Origin of the sequence: Sporolactobacillus inulinus, assembly GCF_006539285.1 — a bacterium.
In the GTDB taxonomy this organism is placed as follows: domain Bacteria; phylum Bacillota; class Bacilli; order Bacillales; family Sporolactobacillaceae; genus Sporolactobacillus; species Sporolactobacillus inulinus.
This window is the reverse complement of record NZ_BJMS01000198.1, coordinates 1-1521: the sequence shown is the minus strand read 5'-3', so window position 1 is coordinate 1521 and position 1521 is coordinate 1. Positions and strand designations below refer to the sequence as shown.

Genomic DNA, 1521 nt, shown 5'->3' with positions numbered 1-1521 from the left:
AGTAAGGACCAAGCACAGCTTGGTTTTTCTTAATCAGCAAAGCGGCTTTGGGTGTTTCAATGATTTATCGGGCAGGCACCTGTTTGCATAAACAGACATGAGAACGCCAGGTCAGTGCTATAATTAAAGGGAGAATGTGAAAATGAACGAAAATTTATCCAATTCGGAGGAGTGACGGTCAAGTGAAACCTGTTGCCACAGCATTTCAGGACATTCAACAGGGAGACATCCACGACTATGATGACATTATTAAGTATTTTAACTTCAGGCAGGTAAAGCAAGAGCTGCCGAAAGCGCCTCGCTCGATTACCTTCGTTACAACCGGAATTATTCCTTTTGACGGTGGGCAAACGACGATGCTGCATTTAGGAACGGAATTGAGCAAACGCGGCTTTCAGGTCTACTATTTAAGTTATGTCGCGCAATCACGGGAAGCGATGGAAATTAATGCTGAGTTCAATTATTCCGGTTATCAGGGCACCTGTCTGGATATGAGTGCCTTGGCGCATCATCAGTCGGATATTTGGCTTGGGACGCTTTGGGAGTCGGTTTATGTTTTTAAAGATAAGCCGGGCTATAAGATGTATTTTGTTCAGGATTATGAACCTTATTTTTATGCGTTCGGTGATCGCTCTTACCTTGCGAAGAAGACTTATGAATTAGGGTTGCACATGATTTCGCTTGGACCATGGTGCGCCGAAATGATTAAAAAGAATTGCCAAGTGCGCAGCCCGCTTGATGTGATTCGTTTTCCGGTCGATGCGCGTCGGTATCCGTTTCAGCCGAGAGAATTTACGGAGTATAAAAATAAAAGCGTATTCACCATTGCGGCTTATACAAAATGGAGCAGTCCGCGCAGAGCACCGATCAGTATCCAAATTGTGCTGAGCAACTGTGCGCAAATCGCGCGGGAACACGGTATTCAGCTCAATATTGTGTATTTCGGCACCGATCAATCCGAACAATTTATTAATGGCAAGAACCTCGGCAAGCTGACGAAAAAAGAGATGCATGAACTGTTTCTCCGCGCAGATTTCGGTATCGCTCCGTCGATGACGAACTTTTCACTTGTCCCTTATGAAATGATGAGCAGCGGTTTGCCGGTCATTGACTTTTATGAAGGGACGGGGTTGAGCTTCATGCCGAAGCAGTGCGCGTTGTTCTGCCATCTTGATGAAGAAAGTCTTTTTCAAACGCTCCACGATGCGATTCACAGTCCGGAACGGATCACGAATACGGTGCAGCATGCCCAAGCACATTTGACAGCGGTTACTTGGAAGGATACACTCAGCGATTTTATGGAAGTGATAAACCGTTTGCCCATTGAGACGGCTTCATAACGTTACGCGTGTTCTGCTTTTGAACAGCACTGCTTCTTTGCAGCAAGGCAGTAAATGAAAAAGATAAATCGCTTTAGTGAAAGGCAGCCTGATTACAGGTTGTTTTTTTTTTTACAGGTAAAGAAAGTACATGATTTTGCCCCGTCTTCAAACCAATAGACCAGTGTCTTGGCCAAGAATC

Annotated in this window: 1 protein-coding gene; it reads left to right on the top strand. The window is 44.9% G+C overall.

The features are described from left to right. The first annotated feature begins 182 nt into the window (after window positions 1-182). The gene (locus tag SIN01_RS14675) at window positions 183-1340 is read left to right on the top strand and encodes a glycosyltransferase family protein (protein WP_010026325.1); all 1158 of its coding nucleotides are present in this window, start codon (window positions 183-185) and stop codon (window positions 1338-1340) included. Window positions 1341-1521: the final 181 nt, after the last annotated feature.